Raw genomic sequence first — 20,501 nt, forward strand, 5'->3', positions numbered from 1 at the left:
CTCCCTTAACTGACATCTTGCACCTTTGTCGGTAAGCCTCCACACCCGCCAAGAAATTAATTTCTTGGCTTATAGCTCAAGTCCATTGAAATGGACTGAAACTCTTATTCAGTCGTATGAAGACGAATGCGAGCTGTGAGCCAGGGGTTTAAACCCCTGGCGGGTTATGGCAACTGATGCAAGATCTCCTTTAACTCTTCATCCAGACTTGCGGCTGACGAAATTGATAGACATCCTCAATCACCCTCACCCAACCCTCACCCAGAGATTCTAAGAGGCGATCGCCTTTTTCCTTCGTCGCGACTGTCGCATCCCCCATCACCCCACTCTGACTTAAATCCCGCGTCACCCAAGCAAACGGCAGCTTCCCTTCCATACTCAGCAGGCTATCCTCTGGTAACTCTTGGGGATACTCAGCAACGGCTCTTTCCATTTTCACCTGTTCCGGTAAAATCGAGAGCAACAAGCTCGTTTCCCCATCTCCGGCATGGATGCCATACTCCAACTCTTTCAGCGTGAGTAATTCCTTGGCAATGTTCGGTACTCGCCAGGTAAACAACGGGAAAATCAGAAAATCCTCATACTTCTGATGAATATCCCGTGCTGCAATTTCCATCACCTGCGGCTGTCCTCCATGAGCGTTCATCAGTACTAACTTCCGAAACCCGGAGCGATAGATACTGTCTGCCATTTCCGTCAGTACGGCTAATAGGGTTTGGGCGCTCAAGGTAATCGTGCCTGGGAAGTGCCAATGCTCATTGGATTTGCCGTAATAAAGGGGAGGTAGAGCATAAGCGGGAATGGTGGGATTGAGTTTTGATAAAGCTTTACCCAGAACAGCAGAGGCGATCGCAGAATCTACAATAATCGGTAAATGAGGGCCATGTTGTTCAATTGACCCCACCGGTTGAATAATCACCACATTTTCCTTATCTGGCATCGCCTGAATATCAGTCCAAGTTAGATAGGGAAAGAAGCGATCGGGGGGAATAAAGCCGTGCATCTTATATTTTTTTGATGATTTTAAGCAATTGAATGGAACGGGATGAATTCGCCCTAGCTCGAATCACTCTTTTGGATTGCTTTTCAAATGATGATCTTAGCGTTCTTTTTCAGCAACCCCTTTTCAGCAGCACCTTTTCCGTGACGATGACAAGCTTGCTGGCTTCCTGGGCCATCCGGGTTACCTCTTGATGCGTTCTGTTACGACAATTCAAGGCAATACTCTATGTTTTGCCTTGAACAATATCTTTAAGTTTATGCCAAAGATCGGCGAATCCACTACCCTCTGTTGAGAAAGATTGATTGAGATTAGTGGAAGCATTTTATAAAAAACACTTATCCTTTTGGCGCTATGACCACCATTCAACCAGCAAATCTAACTATAAACTTAAGAATATCGTTCAAGGCGAAACCATAGATGTCTGTCTTCTGTTCGACATCAAGGCCAGGTTTGAACGACCCAGTCTCTCTCCTTGAGACACTCTCCATTCACAGGTGAATTTATAACAGGTGTTTCCGTAGCGGTGGGCAAGTTCCCGTCACCGCCACATACATTCGATCAACATGGAGCGTATACGATGAACAAGTTTGACCCAACTAAACTGCGAACCAAATTTGATAACACCAGCGAAGGCTGGCTAGTGCAGGTGTATAGCGCAGATCGCCGCCTGCTGTGCGTGTTCGATTCGTCTCACGCCTGGACTTTTTTGTTGGGCAGTGGGTTCGGTCTTCTACTGGCGGTGGGGTGGTTTAACCTCGCCAGTTACAGTCCATCCAAGACTTATGAACCGTCAACAGCTCCCCCTGAAATGTGGATTGATTAGCTCAGTCATTGCTAGAAGAGTGGTGTCCACGCAACTCTTCCGATTTTGCTGATCCCATACCGTCCTTGGCGCAATATCCGTGTATGGGGAAAATTCGATGATCGCAATTTACACTGACCACAGATATACGGGTTTTCTGAAAATAAAGGAAAAACTTATGATTTGAATTTGAAATTACTTGGCATATCAATGTAAAGCGATCGCAAATTTGTGCGAAATTAAAGATAGGCTTAAGTACATAGAATTTTGGGTCTTAATAGATATTGATCTATCCATAGAAGTTACTGTGGGACAGCGACACCTTCCAGCCCCATTCGGAGAGCGGCAGGGTTTAAGCGCTGCACCCTTCTCTTACTTCTTAAAGCTCAATTATCACAATAATAGCTCTTTTTTAGAGGATGCAGAAGGAGGTATTCATGGATTTTTTGTCCTTGTTCTTGATGGACTTCGTTAAGCAGTTGCAGTCCCCAACACTTGGTTTTTTGATTGGTGGTATGGTCATTGCCGCCCTTGGTACCGAATTGGTAATTCCAGAGGCGATTAATCAGATCATCGTCTTCATGCTGCTCATGAAAATCGGTCTGACTGGTGGTATGGCGATCCGCAATTCCAACCTGACGGAGATGATTTTACCCGCAGCGTTTGCTGTAGCAGTAGGGATTATTGTTGTATTCATCGCGCGCTATACGTTGGCCAAGCTGCCGAACGTCAAAACCGTAGATGCGATTGCGACCGGGGGGTTGTTTGGTGCGGTGAGTGGCTCTACTATGGCTGCCGCCCTGACGCTCCTGGAAGAGCAAAAAATGCCATACGAGGCATGGGCTGCCGCACTCTATCCCTTCATGGATATCCCAGCGCTTGTAATGGCGATTGTGGTGGCCAACATTTATCTCAACCACAAGAAGAAGCGTAGTGCAGCAGGCGAGTCTCTCAGCAAGCAGGAGTATCTCAGCAAGCAGACCGTTGCAGCAGGCAATTATCCCGATCAGCAGGATTATCCCAGCAGCCGGCAAGAGTATCTCAGAAAGCAGCAGTCTGTGGATAATCGGGTCAAAATATGGCCGATCGTGAAGGAAAGCCTCCAGGGCCCTGCCTTATCGGCAATGTTGCTCGGCATTGCTCTTGGCCTGTTCACCCAGCCGGAAAGTGTCTATAAAAGCTTCTACGACCCCCTCTTCCGCGGCTTGCTTTCGATCTTGATGCTGGTCATGGGTATGGAGGCTTGGTCAAGACTTGGCGAACTACGTAAGGTAGCTCAGTGGTACGTCGTGTATAGCGTAGTGGCACCGCTGGTGCATGGGTTCATCGCCTTCGGTCTCGGCATGATTGCCCACTACACCACGGGATTCAGCCTGGGCGGTGTTGTGATCCTGGCCGTCATCGCCGCCTCCAGTTCAGACATCTCAGGTCCGCCCACGTTGCGAGCTGGGATTCCATCAGCCAATCCCTCTGCCTACATCGGTGCTTCCACAGCCATCGGTACACCCATTGCGATTGGTATAGCAATACCGCTCTTCCTCGGGCTCGCCCAGGCGATCAGCGGCAGCTAATCCCAGACGGGTCGCGGTCTTTCGGCCCTCCCTTGACCCGGCAGACCAAGCGACTCAATATATAAGATCAATTACGGTAAGGAGGTAACCAACATGGCCAAGCCAGCCAAAAAGCTCGTCATCATCACGGAAAAGATTCTGCTGAAAAAGATCGCCGATATCATCGAAGAATCCGGGGCAACCGGTTATACGGTTCTGGAAACCGGCGGTAAAGGCAGTCGCAACGTGCGCTCGTCGGGACAACCTAGCGTTTCTGACACCAATGCGAATATAAAGTTCGAGGTGCTCACCCCCGATCGAGATATGGCCGAGGATATTGCGGATAAGGTCGCAATAAAGTTTTTCCTCGATTTTGCGGGCATGATCTATATCTGTGACGCGGAGGTACTGTACGGGCACAGTTTCTGTGGACCAGACGGCTGTTGAATTGAGACGACTCGAAACAAAAAAAAGCCGGGGCATGACCCCGGTTTTTAGTAGCCGTATTTCTTGCCTGCGGGACTTGGGTCTCAGTTGCAGTCCCCGACACTCGGCTTTCTGATTGGTGGTATGGTCATTGCCGCCCTCGGTAGCCAACTGGAAATTCCAGATGGGATCTATAAGTTCATCGTCTTCATGCTGCTCATAAAAGTCGGCCTGAGCGGCGGCATTGCGATCCGCAATGGCAATCTGCCATAGATGCTGTTACCCGCGCTGTTCGCCGTGGTATATTAACGCTCCAGCCAAGCTCTCATCTTACCGGGATTCAGCAACCCATAAGGGTCAATCTGTTCTTTGAACTTTAATTGCTCAACATTAACGGTTTTCATCCCCCCATCTTCCAGAATGTAGGTGTGAGGATTGGCAATGAAAGCTCCCTTCTCTTCGTGATAGTGAATGATTTCGTTGAGGCGTTCTTCAGTGGTGTAGCGCACCACTTGCAATCCGCCGGGAATCACTTGCCCATTCGTCCGCAGAAATTCCAAATGCATTAATACCTCATCACCAAAATGATGATAGAAATGCTCCACTCGCTCTAGGGTAAAAAAGAACGTTTGGAGATAAGTTAGGGAGGGGTCAGCGCTGCGGGCGTGTAAGGTGGTATGATTCCACGTAAATTCTACTAAGCTGGTTCCTTTGCTGGCTTCTTGAGCGGGTTTCTGATATGTAACTTGACCCCCATTCTCCCGAACTAAATCTTGGAACGGTTCTAGGCATGACTCGGCAATCATCAGTAAGGCACAGTGCTTGTTTTCGGGAAGGTAATTCTTGAGGGCGGTAAAGTAAGAAGGAATGGGCCATGCATGAATGCTGATCAGCTTCTTCATTAAACCATCGCTATGAGCCAAGGCTTCACCAAATCTTGCTGCCGTCATGAAGTCATCAAAGACGACAATAATCTCAGCCCAAGCATAAGCTGGGGCAAGGGGAATTTCTAATTCGGTGATAATGCCATTGGTGCCATAAGCGTGATTTACCTTTTGTACCTCATCCCCACGAAGTTCAAGGACACGCGGTTCATCTTCTAGGGTAACGACACGGACAGCATGAAGATTGCCGCGATCGCGCAATTGCCCATAAGTAATGGAACCAATTCCCCCACTTCCTCCCCCGATAAATCCGCCAATGGTTGCTGTGCGGTACGTTGAGGGCACCATCCGCAACTCCCAACCCATCTCCCGTGCCTGTTTATCAAACGCCGACAGTTTCACCCCAGGTTCCACACAAGCTAATCCGGGTTTAATCCAGCGAATGCCATGCATCCGCGTGGTATCCAGAATTATCCCGCCACTGAGGGGGATACACTGCCCATAGTTACCCGTACCTGCCCCCCGCACGGTTAGGGGTACCTGATACTTGACACAGACTGCCGCCACTCGCAGAACTTCGGCCTCATTCGTGGGACGAACGACTAAATCTGCTCGCTTATCGCAGAGTGTTTGTTGTAGTACTGGGCTGAAATGGTAATAGTCTAGAGACAGTTTGGTAATCTGGGAAGATTCCCTAATAATTTCGATGCCAGCTAGTTCAGATGCGATCGCATCCCAATCAACAAGTTTAGGGGTAGTCGAAGTCATTGGATTTTGGGTGTTGGATGTTGGATTTTCCCCCAAAAAACAGGTGGAGGTTTTGTCTACTTCACTAAGTTAAGGCATGATATATTATGACCTTACCCTATCCGGTCAAGCTAATTTTCTAACTAAATCATCGAGTTCAGCGTAATCGGGTAAAGTCGTATCAATCGCTTTACCTTTTCTGAGCACAAGGCGATCGCTCTGAGGACGGGACAAGAGTTCACTGAAGTTTCGTCCTTTAAATACAATTAAATTAGCCGGTAATCCAACCCCAATTCGACTCACACCAGACAACCCCATTAAGTCAGCCGATGTCTTAGTAACAGCACAAGGCCAATCTCCATAAGGCATATCTAACTGGGCAATCCTGACAGATTGGGTAAAGACTTCTAAAACATCATGATCGCCAAAACCATAAAATGGATCGCGGCAGTTATCGCTAGCAACAGCCACAGGAATACCGTACTGTTTCAATTCATTGAGTAATGTTACTCCCCGCCAGCGTGGTGTAGTGTGGGGCTTTCTATCTTGAAGATAGAGGTTACACATGGGTAGACTAACAATACCAATCCCTGCCTGTTTGACTAAATCCAACGTTTTTTGGACGACATTGGATTCCTGTACAGCTAAACTACAACAGTGACCACAAACCACTTGTCCAGTAAACTCATGACGGAGGGCTGCTTCTGCTACCTTCTGCAAACAAATTGAATTCGGATCGTTGTTTTCATCCGTATGTAAATCTAGATTCAAACCCCGTTCTTTAGCCAGAAAAAATACAGTATCCAGTTCGGCATCTAAGTCAGGATTGATAAAAGCCACTCCCCCAATAATGCCCTTTACTTCAGCAATTTTATCAGCTAAAGCCGCACCTTCTGGGGTTTGGTAGTAGTCAATCGTAACGAGGGAAACGGCTTGCAAAATCAATCGATCACACCATTCTTTTTGCAGGGCTTTGAATACCTCTAAACTAATTTCTGCCTGTTGCCCAAACGAGTCAATATGAGTCCGGATAGCTTGAGTTCCATGGGCATAGCTGCACTTTAAACCAAATTCCATGCGACGATAGACATCTTCCGCCTGCCAATATTGTTCGCTATCTAGTTTTGCGGCTTCAAGAGCACTATCAAAAGTACCATCAGGATTAGGAGAACGTGTCCAAATATGACCTTTATCTAAATGGGTGTGCATATCCACAAAACAAGGCCACACTTGCCCACCGCGCAGATTTACAGTTGGCGTCTCTCCTGTATCGCAGCCATCGGCAGTGATAATTTGGACAATATTACCATCAGCAATTTCCAGGTCAATTAAACATAAACCTTCCCCGGTTTGCTGGGCTGTAACACTAGAGTCATGGAGGCTCAAGACTGACGCAGGTACATGCACATTTTTTAGCCAGTAGTGTTCCGCTGTTGGAATCATCAGATTTAATTAATGCTTGAATATTAGAAACTCAAAAGTTCAAATTACTTTCTATTTTTTCCTCTCTGTGCCCTCTGTGTCTGGAGCAGTTCGTTGATTTTAATTCTCCCGTTTAACAGCACTTTCATGCCAATTATGCAACAAAAAGTCAGATAAAACAGTCAACCCGACAAAAATAACTACACCTAAACTTGTCGTCATCAATAAAGCCGCAAACATCCGAGGAATTTGCAAATTATAGCTTGCCATTAAAATTTGATAAGCAATACCCGATCGCGCCCCACCCGTACCCGCCACAAACTCCGCCACCACCGCACCAATTAACGCCAAACCCCCACTAATCCGCAATCCTCCCAAGAAATAAGGCAAAGCACTGGGTAAACGCAGATACAGCAGAGTCTGCCAGCGCGAAGCTTGATAAAGCTGAAACACATTACTCAAATTGTGGTCAACACTGTTGAGTCCCAGAGTCGTGTTAGAAACAATCGGAAAAAACGCCACAATCCAGGCACAAACCACCAAAGCCGCAAAAGTATTATTCCTCATCCAGATAATGATTAACGGTGCGATCGCCACAATTGGCGTTGTTTGCAAAATCACCGCATAAGGGAAAAAACTCCGTTCAATCCACTTATTCTGAGTAAACAAAATCGCCACCAACAATCCAGAAACCACCGCCGTTACAAAAGCTGCAAGTGTAATTTGCAGGGTAATCATGAGTGAAGGAAACAGCTCATTCCAATCACTCATCAGGGTTTGTAATACTAAAAACGGCCCTGGCAGTAAGTAAGGTGGCATCTTAGTTACCTGCACGAAAATCTCCCATACCAAGATTGCCAAGATGCCAACCACAATCGGTGCAATCACATCAGGTGAGACTAACTTTTTGAACCAAGCGATCCAACTCGCCTGAGGGGATTGGGTAACGACACGGTGGCTATCGTTTGTAGCCACCGGATTTTTTTCTGGCGTAGGGAGCATAAGAACCTATCCGAAAAGCTTTTTCATTATCGACCTAACATCTGTGTCTATCCCAATTGGTCAGACCCTCTGTAAAAAACACTAACGCACGAGGAAGGCAAGAGCTAATTATCAATAAAATATAACATGAACTTCAATGTGGCTTGAATTATATTTTAGCCTGAATTCAATCTATAGAAGATTGTTTTCAGGAAGTAGTTAAAACTAATAATAAGGAGAAAATAAAATGTTGGATTGACTATGGAATGAAGGCTTAGCTATTGAAAAGCCACTCGATCAACTCTTTATCAAATAGCTCTGGTTCTTCAAAGTGAGGCGCATGACTGCTCTTCTCAAATACGCGGATAGTAAGATTACTGAACTTGTCTCTCACTCCTTCCCACAAATACGCTGGTGGAACCAAGTAGTCATAGCGACCAAGAACAAGGAACACAGGGGAAAGCAACTTATCTAAGTTCTCAGTAATATCGATGTCGCGAAAAACCTCGCCCCAGACATAATCAAACATAGCCATATTTACTTCTACACCTTCCCAAAGTTCTGTCGCGTCATAGTTGTAGTCAAACCAACTTTTGGGTCCCATGAACAGGCAATATGTAATAAAGGCTTTCTCAGGTGCGGCGGAGATTTCTTGAGGCAACCTAGCCAGGTTTTTAGCAAGAGCTGCTTTACGCTCAGGACAAACAGAATCATTCAGATATCGTAACGATGCAAGATGCCCTTCATGGGAGTAACTCGGACCTACACACATCATTACTAGATGAGACACATTTGCAGGATATTTCTTTGCATACTCCAGCGCCATAAATGCATGGCCTGAATGACCAATAACAATAATCTTGTCCAATCCTAACTCTTTCCTAACCAGTTCAATATCATCAACCAGTAAGTCTAACTGGTACGCAGAAGTATCTTTACAATCATTCTGAGGTGAGAAACCTCGATGATCGACAAAAACCAACTTTAGACTGTTACGAAGATTGTTAGAAAACGTTCTTGAGTAATACAGTGAACTTCCCACCACGAGGGTAGGAGTTCCGTTACCTTCAACAATATACTGGAGCTTAAAACCGCTTGAATACACATGGCCTGTTAAAGACATATTCTTACCTTGCCTAGTCTTTAGGGAAGCATCCCATTTTTGCAAATATACACCGGCAGGCTGTAAGTCTGGGGTTACACAAACATAGACGCGAAGCGGCTTCCCGAAGGGTAGCCTGCCTAAGCAGCGTCATTGAAAGTCCGCGCAGGCGGACTTCGTTTGTGTAGCCGCGACTTTAGTCGCTAGGCATTTTGACAGGCATTGGGATGCACCCGTCTTTAGCCCCCAGTCTCGACGCCCTTTTCGGTCAGAGGGTGGAGTCTTGGCAATTCCTTATTTATAGTTGGGAAGATACCGATCGCTTAGCCATCCATGTCACTTTGTATTAACCCTCACTGCCGTAAACCCGACGATCCCGATAACACTCGCAACCGCTTCTGTGAAAATTGTGGTTCTGACCTACTCTTACATGGACGCTATCGAGTGACGCGCCTCCTGAGTGACAAAAGTGGCTTTGGTATAATCTACGAATCTGACGAACAGGGGACGCCCGAAATCCTCAAAGTCCTCAAAGAGAATCTCAACAGCGACGCGAAAGCCGTAGAACTGTTCAAACAAGAAGCAGAAGTATTAGGACAGCTTTCTCATCCCGGTATTCCCAAGGTAGATGGCTACTTCCCCTATCAGACCAGAAATGGCCCATCCTTGCACTGCATTGTCATGGAAAAAATCGAAGGCTCCAACTTAGAGGAGTGGATGGAAGCGCGGGGGAATCGCCCGATTACGGAACTGGATGCGATCGCCTGGTTAAAGGAGCTCGCTCTCATTTTAAAGCTGATACACGACAAGCATTACCTGCATCGGGATATTAAACCCTCTAACATCATGCTGCGTACCCCCCCTTACCAAGGGGTAGCAGGGGGGGGTCAGTTGGTGTTAATCGACTTTGGCACAGCCAGGGAAGTCACCCGAACTTACCTCGCCAAACTGGGTTCAGGACAAGGGATTACAGCTATTGTCTCCTCTGGTTACACCCCACCCGAACAAGCTAATGGGGAAGCACGGGTGCAATCCGATTTCTTCGCGTTAGGACGCACCTTTGTCTTCTTACTCACGGGACAGTATCCCAATACGATGTATGATGCCCGGTTAGATCAGTTGAACTGGCGCAGTCATACCTCCGGGATTTCACCGGGACTGTTGAATTTGGTGGATTGGCTGATGATGCGCGATCCCAATCAGCGCCCTGCCAATGCTCAAGCCATTTTAGATCGTCTTGCAGAACTCGAACGCCAACCGGGTTTAAGTGCGGTGGAAACCGTCAATGTGGTGGGCACTCCTCGCACTCAACAGTTGCCACCGCTACAAACGACAACCTTGCCACCCCAACAAAATCAGCGAGATCGATGGCCCTTTTTCGCTTTTTGGGCATTTCTGCTCGATAAGATGGGCTTTACTGACACTCATCAACAGCCAGCCCAAGATCATCAACGGGATAAGTTGTACCCCCTAGCTTTTTTGGCGGCTCTCTTACTGTTAGGATTAATCGGATTAGCCGCCTTAGCCTTCTTCGACTCAGACTCTCCTTCCCGGCGTTCGTGGCCTAAAAATGCTCAAATTCCTGAAGAGAAAGGAGAGGTTGATTACTTTCCTTATGTAGAAGGAACAGATAGTCAAGGGAGAACGGCTGAGTTCAACGTAGCAGTTCTTTCCAGAGAATATCAATGGCAATTGGGCAGTTCCTATCAAGTGAAATATAACGATCGCGTCATTCCGCTTGATACTTTAAAATCTGACCTCGAATCAGAAGGAATTCAGCGGATTATGGAAAATCCAAGTCAGATTATTGCCGTAGGAACGGCCTCTTGTGAAGGGTCGTCTGCCCAGGAAGAGCGTCGGGCGTTTGAACGAGCTAAGCAAATCCAGCTTTTAGGTAAAAAATTATTTAGTCAGGTGCCCAGCGTCCAAAATTATCGCTTATTAAATTTAGGTCAATTTCGAGGAGATAATTGTAACTCCAATCAGGATGAAACGTCTTACCAAAGAAGTGTGATTATTATTGGCGTGAAACAAGAAACACCAGGAGTTGTTCTTGATGAAGCACTGCGATCGCGCCTAGAAAAGAAACCCTTTGGTGACTTCCAGATTCAGGAATACTCTCTCGGCTCTGCCGATAAATTTAAAACAATACCCAGTCGGCTAGAGTGAAAAGTAGGGTGCGTCGCGACGCACCCTACAGGTAGCTAAAAAAGCACCATCATGTTGCATACGCCCCAAAAAACCTTTCAAGTCGATGCTCTATCAGTCCGTCAGTATCACAACGAAGCTGAACTGGCTTTAGATGCGGCGCAGCTTTGCCAAAACTATTTGCAGTCTGTACTTCTCCAAAAAGGTACAGCTACTGTTATTTTGGCAACCGGCAATTCACAAATTAAGTTTCTAGACGCTCTAAGCGCTTTAGAAGGGGTGGATTGGTCTAAAGTGACCTTTTTTCACCTCGATGAATTTCTAGGAATTGATAGCGAACATCCTGCAAGTTTCCGTCGCTACTTAAAAGAGCGGGTGGAAAATCAAGTTACCTCCTTTCAATTTCACTACATTAAAGGTGACGCATTGCAACCGTTAGATGAATGCTCGCGCTACACCCAACTTTTACAAGCCCAAGCCATTGATTTATGTTGCTTAGGAGTTGGAGGAAACGGGCATTTGGCTTTTAATGAGCCATCTGTTGCTGATTTCAATGACCCTCATTCTGTGAAACTCGTAAAGCTTGACGAATCTACGCGTCTTGCACAAATGAAAAGCGGTGATTTTCCCGTTCTTGAAGCTGTGCCACAGTATGCTTTTACGCTGACCCTTCCCATGCTTTGCTCTGCTCAAAAAATTCTCTGTCTCGCACCAGGGAAACATAAAGCATCTGCGGTAAAAACAATGTTGCAGGGTTCAATTGTTGAAGATTATCCAGCTTCAATCCTGCGAACAAAATCTCAAGCCATATTATTTTTGGATGCCGATGCGGCAACAATGCTTTAATTCCCTTAATAATCTTCATTTCATTCAACCTTAAAAAGCCCAATGAGTAAGGCGATGGGTGCTATGAGTAGCATCCACATTGTTTGTGGCAAACCATACTGTTGAGCAACCCAACCCAGTACAAACGGAGCTAAACCACCCACGAAACCCGCCAGGTTGTTGAGCGTCATGACGGTACCACTCTGCCCTGGCATCGCTGTGTACAATCGCCCCTGAAGAATAGAGTACCAACCTGCATTCAGGAACCCCAGCAAGCCGAGAATGATTAACTTAACATCAATATTAGGCACAACCAAAAAAGCCGGGTAAAGACACAAAACAATCATTGCACTCAACCTCAAATAAGCGAGTCCTTGCACTCGTTCAAGTAAGGGAATCAGGAGAAAATCTCCAAGTAAGCCAAACCCCAACCATACGGTGATAGCAAAACTCGCCTGTGTGTTGCTTGCACCCACGACATCAACAAAATACAGGGCTAAAAAACCACGCAGAACATCCAACATTAAATCTGAACATTGCAACAACGTTAACCAACGAATTACGTTGCGTCGTTTTAAGCTGTTGATAGCTTGACGGATACCATCGTTGAAACTTCGTATAGGCTGCTCAACTTGAGATGAGGCGGTTAGAGTTACGATTGGATACTTCCACAAGATTCCTACCACTAATACCGTTAGTACCGCCAAGATTAAAAACACACTCCGCCAACTTTGATTTAATCCTATAGCACCCGCTAAAGCCAAAGGTCCAAGGACATTACCAACCGAACCCGCCAATGTCCAACGTGCCATGTTTTGCTCGTGGCGCGTTGGTTCGATGTCCATCAACGTCGCCTGGGAAAGATTGACAAAGGAGCCAGAGGCGGGATAAAACAGCACAAACGCGGCTAATAACCCAAAAAAGTGATGACTGAGGGAAATGAGCAATAATGCAAAAGCAAAAGCAACGCCTCCCCCCAAAATCAATTGCCGTCGCTGACCCAAATCTCCTAAAATACCCAGAATTGGCTCTATCAGGCTGCTGATTGTATTGGGTATGGTCAGCAACAGTCCCACTTGCATATATGAAAGATGCAAATCCGTCCGAATCAACGGATAAGCTGCACCCCCCACTCCATCCACAAGCTCGTCTAATAACTCAATCGCCAGGAAGATAATCGTTAATAAAATGACAGTCCTGGTCGTTTTGTTTTTACTATCCAATGACATCGTGAACTTCTCCCGTCCTCAGAATTTGAACACCAGCGCAACATCTTCAAGGGCGTTGGCGAGAAAGGAGGGGGAATCCACGAACAGAATCTCCGCCTTAGTTGTAAGGCGAATCGCGGGCTGGATTGGGTTCTATAAGATTACCAGGGAGGAAAAGTCATAGAAGCGAAGGGTAAAGAAAGAACTGGAAAATAGGTCTGTAGCCTATTGTAGACAGACCCGAAGAGATTGTCTTCTTGATAGGTTGTTACTTTACAGACTCAAAAGTTTGCAGCAACACACATATACTATCGAGGTGATTGGCATGTTACAGCGCGTCTAATTGAGTTGTACAACTCAGGTGAAGCCGAAAAAATCAAAGTTAGAGTTCCAGTTTAGCGAGGTACTTTTTCAAGTTTTCGGGTCGGTAGTCCGAGCGCTTTTTCCAGCGAAGTATGACACTTTCATGCAAGTCTTCAAACTTATCGCCAACATCCCGGAGTTTGAAACCTGCCAATAGGGCCGCCTTACTAATAAGACTCTTGGCAACAATATGAAAATCGCAGCAAGAATCAGGGTCAACCGTCGGGTTAATATGGCTGAGATCGAACTCCAGACCCAACCCTAGGGAGCCAACGGAATCAATCATCCACTTCAAGGCAGTATCCGATAACTGACTATGCTCCTTCAACCCGCCGCCGACACAGCCATGATCTCCTGGAAACCAGATTTGATGTAGAACTTGTTCTTCCGCATCCGGGTCTTTTACCATCGGCGTCACATCGAAGACTTTACGCGCCTCATCAATCGCCACCGCATGGAGGGCGTTTTTAATCATGGGATTAAGCTGCGTGTCGTGAAATCTATATTTATTATTAATCCGTTGATCTAGGTGCAGGAAAGGTGTTAAATCGGGAATTCCCAAAGAACCCACTGTATCCCAGCAACCTAAAAGGGTAATCGGGACGCGATCGCCATAGTTGTTCCGGAACTCTACAGCTTCCTCGCTACTGGGTTTGCTGCCCCGGCTGGTGTAAAGTTCATAAGCTTTTGGCACTTGGCGGATGTGGTAACGTCTGAGCAGACCCGAATTATAAATGAGTCCAGCCAGACTCCTGACCGTATAAGCACCGCGACTGAAGCCAAAGAGGTAGATCTCATCTCCCTCAACATAGTTAAGGCAAAGAAAACGATAGGCATCTTGGATATTGTCGTCAATTCCTTTGCCAAAAGCGCCGCCGAAAAGCTTGTCTGCTTCATTTTCCGTACCAACGCCCTCCTCATAGTAGAGGATTTGAGGAGTTCCATCACTCGCGAACGGTTGAATCGCTTGTGCAATTTTAACGACATTGGTTGGACAAGGACTGGTTAACTGTTGCCAAGTTCCATCACAGCAAACGATCAGGCGTTTCATTCTCTACGTTTATGGAAGCTAGTTGATTGTGTTATTGATTTTAACCTTTTTTAATACAGGTCTCTAATTGTCAATCTATCTTAAGAATGAATTTGAAAAGTGAGCATCGGGTGTTGACTTACACAAATCAGTAGGTCTTTTCTAAAATCCTGATCAGGGATTGAAACCGACCACAACTTTAGATGTAATAGTCTCCACTAAGTTGAAATTAACGAACCTTCTTTTCAGGGATTAAGACGATTTCTTGTGTAGATACCGTGGTAACCGTTAATTTTTAGCTGACACTCGCCTGCATCCTGGATCAATCAACCTGGGTTTTACCCATTAGAGCAGTAGAAAAGTTCAGTTGACTGATCTGTTCTCTTGTAAAAAATGTTGATTTTGTCAAGGAGTAAGTTCTACGCTTGTTCCTCGGCTCACAGGGCAAACCGATCTAAGACACACAACTAACGTGATTTGGATAATTTTCCCTGTAGAGAAAATCTCTGAGAATTACCCTTAAGGAAGATTGACAAAAAGCTAACTGATTGAACAGCTTGACGGTTTAAGTCTATCGTTTGCCAAAAGCGGCTCAGGCCATTCATGGGTAAGCAGTCTAGTCAAATTTTAGCGGGTGCATTGCGATCGCGAAATGTAGCTCATCGAACCTACCGACATTCTTAGGTCAGGTAGCTCTAGGGGTGCGCTATTACCCACGAAACAGCACACTTTAACACAGGTTACAAAACTAACATCTACTTTAAAAGCCATGGAAATCCTTGCATACACTCATTGGTCGCTCAATCACGAACAGGCAGATCACCTCGAACCAGAAGCTGACGAGTGGAAATTCTTCCAGGGACTGAACTGGAAGCCACGTAGTTCAGCTTGGATTGGGTTAATTTCCTCAATGATGGCGCTGCTCATTTTAAGCGTCGCTAGTAGCGCGATGGCGGCTTTCGTAAGAACCAACGGCAGTCCTCTCAATATTCGCACCAGCCCTGGTGGTAGAGTAGTTGGCAGCTTACCCAACGGCACATTCATCTCCCTCAATGGTCGCGCTTCCGGGGGGTGGAGTCAGCTTTCTAGTGGAAACTGGGCTTATAGTCGCTGGATTAGTAGTAGCGGTGGCAGTGGCGGCGGCGGTGGGGGTGCTCCCGGTGTCCTGGCTTATGTCCGCACTGAAGGTGGTTCGCTCCATGTCCGCTCTAGCCCCGGTGGTAGGATTGTTGGCAGCTTACCCAATGGTACCAGCATCTCCCTCAATGGTCGGTCTTCAGGGGGTTGGAGTCAGCTTTCTAATGGAAACTGGGTTTATAGCCGCTGGATTAGTAGTAGCGGCGGCAGTGCAGGCGGCGGGGGGGGTACACCCTCCGGTACTTTACAACGCGATAGTAGTGGGCAACCCGTCACCAACCTGCAAACTCGCTTGAAAGCCCTTGGTTTTTACACCGCCCCAGTCACCGGCTATTATGGCGACTTAACCGAAGCAGCGGTGAGAGACTTTCAGCGATCGCGGGGCATCCAAGTCAATGGAATTGCTGGCCCCCAGACCCAATCCGCCTTGTATAGTACCACTGCTGGTGGCAGTGCGGGGGGGGGTGGGGGTTCCCCCTCAACTCTTTTGCAACGCGGTAGCCGGGGTTCAAGCGTTACCAACCTGCAAAATCGGCTGAAAGCCCTTGGTTTGTTTACAGGACCCGTCACGGGCTATTATGGCGAGTTAACCGAAGCGGCGGTGAGAAACTTTCAGCGATCGCGGGGCATCCAAGTTAACGGCATTGCTGGCCCCCAAACTACTGCCGCTTTGTATGGAACCAATAGTGGCAGTGTCGGCGGCGGCGGTGCCCCCTCAACTACCTTGCAACGTGGCAGTAGTGGTTCAGCCGTCAACAACCTGCAAAATCGTCTGAAAACCCTTGGGTTCTATACCGCTTCAGTCACCGGGTATTATGGGGACGTAACCGAAGCGGCGGTGAGAGACTTTCAGCGATCGCGGGGCATCCAAGTTAACGGCATTGCTGGCTCCCAAACCCAAGCGGCTTTGTATAGTGGAAGCAGCGTAACCTATTAATTAAAGCTTGTGGGTTTCCATGGTTTGTGACTACTGAGTTTCACAACATGGAGCCACTAAAAACTCCACAGATTCTTGTGTTTCATTTGGCCCACACCTCCGTGTGGGCTATTTTCTGGCGTTGAGGGTTCGGAAAACCTCTAGAACTTGAGATTGAGTCATACCGGGCTGAATTTCGGGTCGATACAGCATTTCGATCACAGCTTTATCAATCTCGGTATATTGATTGGTGTCTGTCCAGCCTTGATAAAAGATACTATCGCTGTATTGATAGGAATCCTCCATCAGTCCCAAAGATTGGGTTAGTTCTTCTCGAATCAAATGGGAACGTTCTTGCTGAGTGACTCCATCCGTAGAAATTAAAACCCTCGACCGATCTATGGCATGATTATCATTCCACCAACCCCAGAAAAAACCATAATTGAGAGGCTGGTAGTTAGGCTCATATTGAAAAAATTTTGATTCCGGAACAAAGTAAATTTCTATATTGGGATTATTAACGAGATCGCGAGGTTTGTGGGATGAAATGTCTTGAATAGAATGCCCTGCTTGGCTCACCACTTGCAACCGAATTCCTGATACTAAAGTATTGAGTTCATCAATAACCGTTTGCAACGTCTTGAGGTCTTCCGGCGTGGGTGAGCCAATCACTTTGATATTAATATCTCTGTCCCATTTTTTAATTGTTGGCTCTGAGTCGGCATACTCACTTTTAAGAGCCACTTCTAAAAAATAATTAATTTGAGTCGTTGTATAACTTCTACTGGGTAATGATTGCTCTACAGCCGCTTGGTGGAAGCTAGCTTGAGCAGCACTCACGGGATTTACAGTCGTTGGCGGTGTGTCTAACCACTTAGCATAATTAGGTAGCTGATAAGTGGATAGCACCAAACCACTTATCAGGCTACAAATCGCTGAATTGACGACTAAAACAAAAGGATTTCGCTGGGACATAGTGGGATGGGGAGCGGGGGAATAGGAGGATGTCAAGTGTACTTAGCTAAAACCGCTAATTTGTCTACCTCCTAAATTTGTTGCAACAGTGTTTGATAGAGTTAGCCTCCCTCGGAAAATCTACGATCTTCTTTGAATCGGCTTCTAGCTTTTTGCAAAGAAGCGATCGCTTCTTCCGGTTTTTCTGCCGCCAAAGTGCTTATCCCAAATTAAGACTCACGTCCAGATGCCCATTTATCCCGCCATTTTACAGTTCCTTCACTGGCAATCACCCAACGACGACCAACCAGGTTTTCGCGCAATGGAGACGTACCTTCACGTAATAGGACATATTTGTAAACGATTGGTTTTCCGGCACTTTCATTAAAAGGAATTTCCCCAAACCAAGTGTTGGTATTGATGTATTCCAGAGGGTAAGCTTTGGCAATATCCCAGTTCCCTAATTCCGGACAATCTCCGATGACGGCAATCCTTTCACCAGGTTGCGTTTGGACGCCATTAAGTTGCGCTCGGACAATGGTTTGCGCCTTAATTCGCTCTCCAACATGACTGATAACGATGACTTCCTTTGAATCTAACTGAAAGTTATACAACTTGCCGTCTTTGACTTCATATTTTTGTCGGGATAAGACATCCGTATGCTCTCCTTCAGGTAACTCAGTTTCCACCTCATCCAGTGTCACGGATTCCCCACGATTCATCGCCACAAACAACAGCGAATCCCGATAACGACGCACATAACAGTAAACATCAGGAGTCAAATACTTTTGCCACTGACTGCCCATGGATACAGCCGGATTGAGCCGTCGCAAGCCAGAAAGTAAGCGAATATCTCGATAAAGCTGGCTATCAGTATCCCATTTATCCATCATTGGACGGTTGTAGGGATCGTTGTTTCCATAAGGGTTCATATCTCCATTGGTGTCATCGTGGAGATACTGTTCGGTGCCGTAATAAATGCAGGGAATACCACGAACTGTCATTATCAAGATCACTGCCAAACGCAAAATTTCTGGGTCAGAATTTAACGTTTGAAAGCGGTGCATATCGTGATTATCGATAAATGTAATCAGCTCAGTTGCACTATAGTAGTGATCGTCTAGGTCGAAGATTTCTTGAATTAAGTGAAATCCCCCTTCAGCCCCCGCCCCTAAGGCTTGTCGAATCGCAATGCAAAGACCAAAATCTAGAATTGACATTCCAGATTCATTGGCAAATTCAACGGAAAGGTCATTCAGAGGGCTACTATAAATCCACTCTCCGAAAATAAAAACATCGGGTTTATGGCTTTGAATGTCAGCAATAAATTCTTGCCAAAACCAGATCGGCATATGCTTCACCGTGTCAATCCGTAAAGCATCGACTCCTCGATCTAGCCATTGCTTGATGGCTGACTTAATGTAGTTACGATACTGAATATTATTTTCGTTAAAGGTAGCAAGCCCTGACAATTCACAATTTTGCACTTGCCACTCGTCTTCCCAGTTCGTCACTTCACCATAATGGTGATACCAGTGATTTTTGTCATCATTAAAATCAGCAATTAGCTTTCCATCATCGTAGAGTAATCCCTTCTTTCCGCTAAAATCAGGACTACTATGGTTGCACACAATATCCAGAATCATTTTCATGTTCCGTTTGTGTAACTCATCAATTAATCTGTCAAAAACTGTATTTCGGCTTTCTTGAGTTTTATTTAGAGACGGGTCATCATCTTTGTGAATAAAGCGAGGATTGAGCCGCTTAAAATCTTTTGTCCAGTAGCCGTGAATCGCGGCACTATCAATAAATAAGGCTTCAACTTGCTCAAACAAAGGAGTAAGCCAGATGGCTGTCACTCCCAAGTTTTTTAAATAATCCAGTTTATCAATAATTCCTTGTAAATCCCCTCCCCAATATTTTCCCCAATCTTTTCCTTCTGAGTCATAAAGTTCTGGATTTGGGCCTTCACTATTTTCTGGATCGCCATCATAAAAGCGATCGACAACGATAAAGTAAATGCTCTCTTGGCGAAACTCAATATCTCTGGTATATAAGAACTCTAAATCTATTTCACTTTCAGTGGGAGTTTCGGTAACTAAAGCATCGACTTTTGCTTCAACTTTTGCCTCTGATATTTCATATTGAGAGGAGGAGGATTGAGGGGGAGGAGTGGAGACCATAGTAAGAGTGATTGAAACGCTTATAGAGAATTGTCTAAATCCGTCAAAGGAGGTGCATAATGTCTGGTAATAAAGATTACTCAGACGGGCTTAATTTAGCATTCTACAGAATGCCCTCTTCTTTGTACAGATAGTTTTTGACAACCCTTTTTTGCTAAAAACCCTTTCTCCAGTTAAGTCAAGGGTCAATTGAACAGAGCAATATATAGATTGATGATAAAAAAACGACTTAAATATATCTTTCGGTAGAGGCGCAATCGGAGATTACTTGCTTGAGAAGTAATTTGTAACTAAACACGAGAGCCTGTTCTCGACCAAAAAACCTCTTTAGTACCGAAGCTGTCTAATTTCCTGCTTTCTAGCTGATTGATTTTTTGTCAATATATTCTCGCCAGTATTTTATCTTGCCTCCCTCAAGCTCAAAAATGATGGCATCTTCCGCTTGAGTTTTTTCACCCGTTTCTTTATTTTTCTCACTCCAAATCCATTCAATAGCTCCCTCATTGCCGTTGGTAATAATCCGTTTTATCGTTACTTTTGTCTCCATGAATTCGGCGAAGTAACTATCTGCCGCATCTTTAACCTCTTGTTTCCCCCTGAACCGAGAACCCGGTACAGCAAACAAACAATCGTCCGTAAAATCAGCAATGATTTGCTTAGAATCGGCGGTTTCCCAAGCCTGAGCCTGTCTTTCTACGAGTTGTTGGATTTTCGGGTCAACAAGTAGTGTATCTGTTTGTGATGAGTGCATACTCGAACAGTTCAACCCGTTAGCAAGCGCTGGAGATTGGTTTATGGCAATGTCTAAGCTGCAAAAGCA

At 45.9% G+C, this 20,501-nt stretch carries 16 protein-coding genes and 1 pseudogene; 7 read left to right on the plus strand and 10 right to left on the minus strand.

All coding sequences use genetic code 11. From position 1 onward, the window contains the following. Positions 1 to 190 precede the first annotated feature (190 nt). The gene (locus MIC7113_RS06340) at positions 191 to 1,003 is read right to left on the minus strand and encodes a creatininase family protein (RefSeq protein ID WP_015181351.1); all 813 of its coding nucleotides are present in this window, start codon (positions 1,001 to 1,003) and stop codon (positions 191 to 193) included. 577 nt (positions 1,004 to 1,580) lie between these two features. Here MIC7113_RS06340 and MIC7113_RS06345 point away from each other — a divergent pair. The 4 genes and pseudogenes from MIC7113_RS06345 to MIC7113_RS06360 all read left to right on the plus strand — a co-directional run. Continuing rightward, on the plus strand, positions 1,581 to 1,826 hold the full coding sequence (locus tag MIC7113_RS06345; RefSeq protein ID WP_015181352.1) for a hypothetical protein: 246 nt from the start codon (positions 1,581 to 1,583) through the stop codon (positions 1,824 to 1,826). A 416-nt stretch (positions 1,827 to 2,242) separates the two neighbouring features. Beyond that, entirely contained in the window at positions 2,243 to 3,376 is a 1,134-nt protein-coding gene (locus tag MIC7113_RS06350) for a sodium-dependent bicarbonate transport family permease (protein WP_015181353.1), read from the plus strand. 93 nt (positions 3,377 to 3,469) lie between these two features. After that, a complete protein-coding gene (locus MIC7113_RS06355; RefSeq protein ID WP_015181354.1) occupies positions 3,470 to 3,802 on the plus strand; it encodes a P-II family nitrogen regulator in 333 nt (110 codons plus the stop codon). 63 nt (positions 3,803 to 3,865) lie between these two features. Beyond that, positions 3,866 to 4,051, plus strand: a pseudogene (locus MIC7113_RS06360) (sodium-dependent bicarbonate transport family permease); the annotation flags it as partial. Between the two features lie 35 nt (positions 4,052 to 4,086). Here MIC7113_RS06360 and MIC7113_RS06365 read toward each other — a convergent pair. The 4 genes from MIC7113_RS06365 to MIC7113_RS06380 form a co-directional block, all read right to left on the minus strand. Next, complete coding sequence (locus tag MIC7113_RS06365) at positions 4,087 to 5,433, minus strand: FAD-binding oxidoreductase (protein WP_015181355.1); 1,347 nt, start codon at positions 5,431 to 5,433, stop codon at positions 4,087 to 4,089. Positions 5,434 to 5,538: 105 nt separating this feature from the next. Beyond that, entirely contained in the window at positions 5,539 to 6,855 is a 1,317-nt protein-coding gene (locus MIC7113_RS06370; protein ID WP_015181356.1) for a cytosine deaminase, read from the minus strand. A 99-nt stretch (positions 6,856 to 6,954) separates the two neighbouring features. Beyond that, positions 6,955 to 7,836, minus strand: a complete 882-nt coding sequence (locus tag MIC7113_RS06375) for an ABC transporter permease (RefSeq protein WP_015181357.1) — start codon at positions 7,834 to 7,836, stop codon at positions 6,955 to 6,957. A 253-nt stretch (positions 7,837 to 8,089) separates the two neighbouring features. After that, positions 8,090 to 8,938 carry an alpha/beta fold hydrolase gene (locus MIC7113_RS06380; protein ID WP_015181358.1) on the minus strand — a complete coding sequence of 283 codons (849 nt, stop codon included), beginning with the start codon at positions 8,936 to 8,938 and terminating at the stop codon, positions 8,090 to 8,092. Between the two features lie 312 nt (positions 8,939 to 9,250). On the opposite strand from MIC7113_RS06380, the gene MIC7113_RS06385 reads away from it, so the two are divergent. Both MIC7113_RS06385 and MIC7113_RS06390 read left to right on the plus strand, forming a co-directional pair. Then, positions 9,251 to 11,086, plus strand: a complete 1,836-nt coding sequence (locus tag MIC7113_RS06385) for a serine/threonine protein kinase (RefSeq protein ID WP_015181359.1) — start codon at positions 9,251 to 9,253, stop codon at positions 11,084 to 11,086. Positions 11,087 to 11,137: 51 nt separating this feature from the next. Beyond that, positions 11,138 to 11,911 carry a glucosamine-6-phosphate deaminase gene (locus tag MIC7113_RS06390; RefSeq protein ID WP_015181360.1) on the plus strand — a complete coding sequence of 258 codons (774 nt, stop codon included), beginning with the start codon at positions 11,138 to 11,140 and terminating at the stop codon, positions 11,909 to 11,911. Positions 11,912 to 11,931: 20 nt separating this feature from the next. Here the strand turns inward: MIC7113_RS06390 and MIC7113_RS06395 are convergent, their stop codons facing one another. Beyond that, positions 11,932 to 13,119 (minus strand): MFS transporter, encoded by a 1,188-nt coding sequence (locus tag MIC7113_RS06395; RefSeq protein WP_015181361.1) that lies wholly within the window; start codon positions 13,117 to 13,119, stop codon positions 11,932 to 11,934. A gap of 361 nt (positions 13,120 to 13,480) precedes the next feature. After that, positions 13,481 to 14,512: a DUF2235 domain-containing protein gene (locus MIC7113_RS06400; RefSeq protein WP_015181362.1), complete on the minus strand. Its 1,032-nt coding sequence runs from the start codon at positions 14,510 to 14,512 to the stop codon at positions 13,481 to 13,483. A gap of 748 nt (positions 14,513 to 15,260) precedes the next feature. Between MIC7113_RS06400 and MIC7113_RS33080 the strand changes: the two genes are divergently transcribed. Beyond that, complete coding sequence (locus MIC7113_RS33080; protein ID WP_015181363.1) at positions 15,261 to 16,565, plus strand: peptidoglycan-binding protein; 1,305 nt, start codon at positions 15,261 to 15,263, stop codon at positions 16,563 to 16,565. A gap of 108 nt (positions 16,566 to 16,673) precedes the next feature. On the opposite strand, the gene MIC7113_RS06410 is transcribed toward MIC7113_RS33080, so the two are convergent. The 3 genes from MIC7113_RS06410 to MIC7113_RS06420 all read right to left on the minus strand — a co-directional run bounded on the left by MIC7113_RS06410 (position 16,674) and on the right by MIC7113_RS06420 (position 20,432). Further along, positions 16,674 to 17,519: a DUF2927 domain-containing protein gene (locus MIC7113_RS06410; RefSeq protein WP_015181364.1), complete on the minus strand. Its 846-nt coding sequence runs from the start codon at positions 17,517 to 17,519 to the stop codon at positions 16,674 to 16,676. Positions 17,520 to 17,728: 209 nt separating this feature from the next. Further along, positions 17,729 to 19,681, minus strand: a complete 1,953-nt coding sequence (locus MIC7113_RS06415) for an alpha-amylase family glycosyl hydrolase (protein WP_015181365.1) — start codon at positions 19,679 to 19,681, stop codon at positions 17,729 to 17,731. Between the two features lie 358 nt (positions 19,682 to 20,039). Continuing rightward, entirely contained in the window at positions 20,040 to 20,432 is a 393-nt protein-coding gene (locus MIC7113_RS06420) for a nuclear transport factor 2 family protein (protein ID WP_155897948.1), read from the minus strand. Positions 20,433 to 20,501 lie beyond the last annotated feature (69 nt).

The sequence above is a fragment of the Allocoleopsis franciscana PCC 7113 genome (assembly GCF_000317515.1).
Lineage (GTDB): Bacteria > Cyanobacteriota > Cyanobacteriia > Cyanobacteriales > Coleofasciculaceae > Allocoleopsis > Allocoleopsis franciscana.

Excerpts from the sequence above, each read along its gene's own strand:
- MIC7113_RS06350 (WP_015181353.1), top strand. The coding sequence starts at position 2,243 with ATGGATTTTTTGTCCTTGTTCTTGATGGACTTCGTTAAGCAGTTGCAG.
- MIC7113_RS06365 (WP_015181355.1), bottom strand. The coding sequence starts at position 5,433 with ATGACTTCGACTACCCCTAAACTTGTTGATTGGGATGCGATCGCATCT.
- MIC7113_RS06380 (WP_015181358.1), bottom strand. The coding sequence starts at position 8,938 with ATGTCTTTAACAGGCCATGTGTATTCAAGCGGTTTTAAGCTCCAGTAT.
- MIC7113_RS06355 (WP_015181354.1), top strand. The coding sequence starts at position 3,470 with ATGGCCAAGCCAGCCAAAAAGCTCGTCATCATCACGGAAAAGATTCTG.
- MIC7113_RS06340 (WP_015181351.1), bottom strand. The coding sequence starts at position 1,003 with ATGCACGGCTTTATTCCCCCCGATCGCTTCTTTCCCTATCTAACTTGG.
- MIC7113_RS06420 (WP_155897948.1), bottom strand. The coding sequence starts at position 20,432 with ATGCACTCATCACAAACAGATACACTACTTGTTGACCCGAAAATCCAA.
- MIC7113_RS06395 (WP_015181361.1), bottom strand. The coding sequence starts at position 13,119 with ATGTCATTGGATAGTAAAAACAAAACGACCAGGACTGTCATTTTATTA.
- MIC7113_RS06375 (WP_015181357.1), bottom strand. The coding sequence starts at position 7,836 with ATGCTCCCTACGCCAGAAAAAAATCCGGTGGCTACAAACGATAGCCAC.
- MIC7113_RS06370 (WP_015181356.1), bottom strand. The coding sequence starts at position 6,855 with ATGATTCCAACAGCGGAACACTACTGGCTAAAAAATGTGCATGTACCT.
- MIC7113_RS06400 (WP_015181362.1), bottom strand. The coding sequence starts at position 14,512 with ATGAAACGCCTGATCGTTTGCTGTGATGGAACTTGGCAACAGTTAACC.
- MIC7113_RS06410 (WP_015181364.1), bottom strand. The coding sequence starts at position 17,519 with ATGTCCCAGCGAAATCCTTTTGTTTTAGTCGTCAATTCAGCGATTTGT.
- MIC7113_RS06390 (WP_015181360.1), top strand. The coding sequence starts at position 11,138 with ATGTTGCATACGCCCCAAAAAACCTTTCAAGTCGATGCTCTATCAGTC.
- MIC7113_RS06415 (WP_015181365.1), bottom strand. The coding sequence starts at position 19,681 with ATGGTCTCCACTCCTCCCCCTCAATCCTCCTCCTCTCAATATGAAATA.
- MIC7113_RS06345 (WP_015181352.1), top strand. The coding sequence starts at position 1,581 with ATGAACAAGTTTGACCCAACTAAACTGCGAACCAAATTTGATAACACC.
- MIC7113_RS06385 (WP_015181359.1), top strand. The coding sequence starts at position 9,251 with ATGTCACTTTGTATTAACCCTCACTGCCGTAAACCCGACGATCCCGAT.
- MIC7113_RS33080 (WP_015181363.1), top strand. The coding sequence starts at position 15,261 with ATGGAAATCCTTGCATACACTCATTGGTCGCTCAATCACGAACAGGCA.